The sequence below is a fragment of the Acinetobacter courvalinii genome, assembly GCF_014635545.1.
In the GTDB taxonomy this organism is placed as follows: Bacteria; Pseudomonadota; Gammaproteobacteria; order Pseudomonadales; family Moraxellaceae; genus Acinetobacter; species Acinetobacter courvalinii.
Map to the genome: position 1 here is coordinate 1 of NZ_BMDA01000012.1, position 2,819 is coordinate 2,819.

A 2,819-nucleotide genomic window follows, 5' to 3' on the forward strand; every position below is an offset into this window, starting at 1 on the left:
AAGGCGGGTATCATAAGCTGAATACATAGGCTTATGAAGCGAACGAGGGGAAGTGAAACATCTCAGTACCCTTAGGAAAAGAAATCAATTGAGATTCCCTTAGTAGCGGCGAGCGAACGGGGAGCAGCCCATTAAGTTATGTGTGTTCTAGTGGAACGCTCTGGGAAGTGCGAACGTAGAGGGTGATATTCCCGTACACGAAAGGGCACACATAATGATGACGAGTAGGGCGAGGCACGTGAAACCTTGTCTGAATATGGGGGGACCATCCTCCAAGGCTAAATACTCCTGACTGACCGATAGTGAACCAGTACCGTGAGGGAAAGGCGAAAAGAACCCCTGTGAGGGGAGTGAAATAGATCCTGAAACCGCATGCATACAAGCAGTGGGAGCACCTTCGTGGTGTGACTGCGTACCTTTTGTATAATGGGTCAGCGACTTATATTCAGTAGCAAGGTTAACCGCATAGGGGAGCCGTAGAGAAATCGAGTCTTAATAGGGCGTTTAGTTGCTGGGTATAGACCCGAAACCAGGCGATCTATCCATGAGCAGGTTGAAGGTTGGGTAACACTAACTGGAGGACCGAACCCACTGTCGTTGAAAAGCCAGGGGATGACTTGTGGATAGGGGTGAAAGGCTAATCAAGCCTGGTGATAGCTGGTTCTCCCCGAAAGCTATTTAGGTAGCGCCTCGGACGAATACCATTGGGGGTAGAGCACTGTTTCGGCTAGGGGGTCATCCCGACTTACCAAACCGATGCAAACTCCGAATACCAATGAGTACTATCCGGGAGACAGACTGCGGGTGCTAACGTCCGTAGTCAAGAGGAAAACAATCCAGACCGCCAGCTAAGGCCCCAAAATCATAGTTAAGTGGGAAACGATGTGGGAAGGCATAGACAGCTAGGAGGTTGGCTTAGAAGCAGCCACCCTTTAAAGAAAGCGTAATAGCTCACTAGTCGAGTCGGCCTGCGCGGAAGATGTAACGGGGCTAAAACTATGTGCCGAAGCTGCGGATGTATACTATGTATACGTGGTAGGGGAGCGTTCTGTAAGCCGATGAAGGTGTATTGAGAAGTATGCTGGAGGTATCAGAAGTGCGAATGCTGACGTGAGTAACGACAAAACGGGTGAAAAACCCGTTCGCTGAAAGACCAAGGGTTCCAGTCCAACGTTAATCGGGGCTGGGTGAGTCGACCCCTAAGGCGAGGCCGAGAGGCGTAGTCGATGGGAAATTGGTTAATATTCCAATACTTCTGTGTAATGCGATGAGAGGACGGAGAAGGTTAAGTCAGCCTGGCGTTGGTTGTCCAGGTGGAAGGCTGTAGGCATGCATCTTAGGCAAATCCGGGGTGCTCTATGCTGAGAGCTGATAGCAAGCTGTACTTGTACAGTGAAGTGGCTGATACCATGCTTCCAGGAAAAGTCTCTAAGCTTCAGTTACACAGGAATCGTACCCGAAACCGACACAGGTGGTCAGGTCGAGTAGACCAAAGCGCTTGAGAGAACTCTGCTGAAGGAACTAGGCAAAATGGTACCGTAACTTCGGGAGAAGGTACGCTGCTGACGGTGATGGGACTTGCTCCCTGAGCTGTTGGCAGCCACAGAAACCAGGCCGCTGCAACTGTTTATTAAAAACATAGCACTCTGCAAACACGAAAGTGGACGTATAGGGTGTGATGCCTGCCCGGTGCTGGAAGGTTAATTGATGGGGTTAGCGTAAGCGAAGCTCTTGATCGAAGCCCCAGTAAACGGCGGCCGTAACTATAACGGTCCTAAGGTAGCGAAATTCCTTGTCGGGTAAGTTCCGACCTGCACGAATGGCATAATGATGGCGGCGCTGTCTCCAGCAGAGGCTCAGTGAAATCGAAATCGCTGTGAAGATGCAGTGTACCCGCGGCTAGACGGAAAGACCCCGTGAACCTTTACTGCAGCTTGACATTGAACTTTGACCTTACTTGTGTAGGATAGGTGGGAGGCTTTGAAGTTAGAACGCTAGTTCTAATGGAGCCGTCCTTGAAATACCACCCTGGTAATGTTGAGGTTCTAACTCTGCCCCGTAATCCGGGGCGAGGACCATGTCTGGTGGGTAGTTTGACTGGGGCGGTCTCCTCCTAAAGAGTAACGGAGGAGTACGAAGGTGCGCTCAGCGTGGTCGGAAATCACGCGTAGAGTATAAAGGCAAAAGCGCGCTTAACTGCGAGACCCACAAGTCGAGCAGGTACGAAAGTAGGTCTTAGTGATCCGGTGGTTCTGTATGGAAGGGCCATCGCTCAACGGATAAAAGGTACTCTGGGGATAACAGGCTGATACCGCCCAAGAGTTCATATCGACGGCGGTGTTTGGCACCTCGATGTCGGCTCATCTCATCCTGGGGCTGAAGCAGGTCCCAAGGGTATGGCTGTTCGCCATTTAAAGAGGTACGCGAGCTGGGTTTAGAACGTCGTGAGACAGTTCGGTCCCTATCTACCGTGGGCGCTGGAAATTTGAGAGGATCTGCTCCTAGTACGAGAGGACCAGAGTGGACGAACCTCTGGTGTACCGGTTGTGACGCCAGTCGCATCGCCGGGTAGCTATGTTCGGAAGGGATAACCGCTGAAAGCATCTAAGCGGGAAGCCTACCTCAAGATAAGATTTCCCTAGGAATTTATTCCTCTAAAGAGCCGTTCGAGACTAGGACGTTGATAGGTTGGGTGTGGAAGCACGGTGACGTGTGAAGCTGACCAATACTAATTGCTCGTGAGGCTTGACTATACAACACCCAAACAGTTGTTGTATTCAAGATAAATTCAATACATAACTTGATTTAGTGTAGAAACT

1 rRNA gene is annotated in these 2,819 nt (G+C 50.5%); it reads left to right on the forward strand.

The annotated features are described in order from the left end of the window. Window positions 1-2,753 (forward strand): 23S ribosomal RNA (locus tag IEV39_RS18330); the annotation flags it as partial. Window positions 2,754-2,819: the final 66 nt, after the last annotated feature.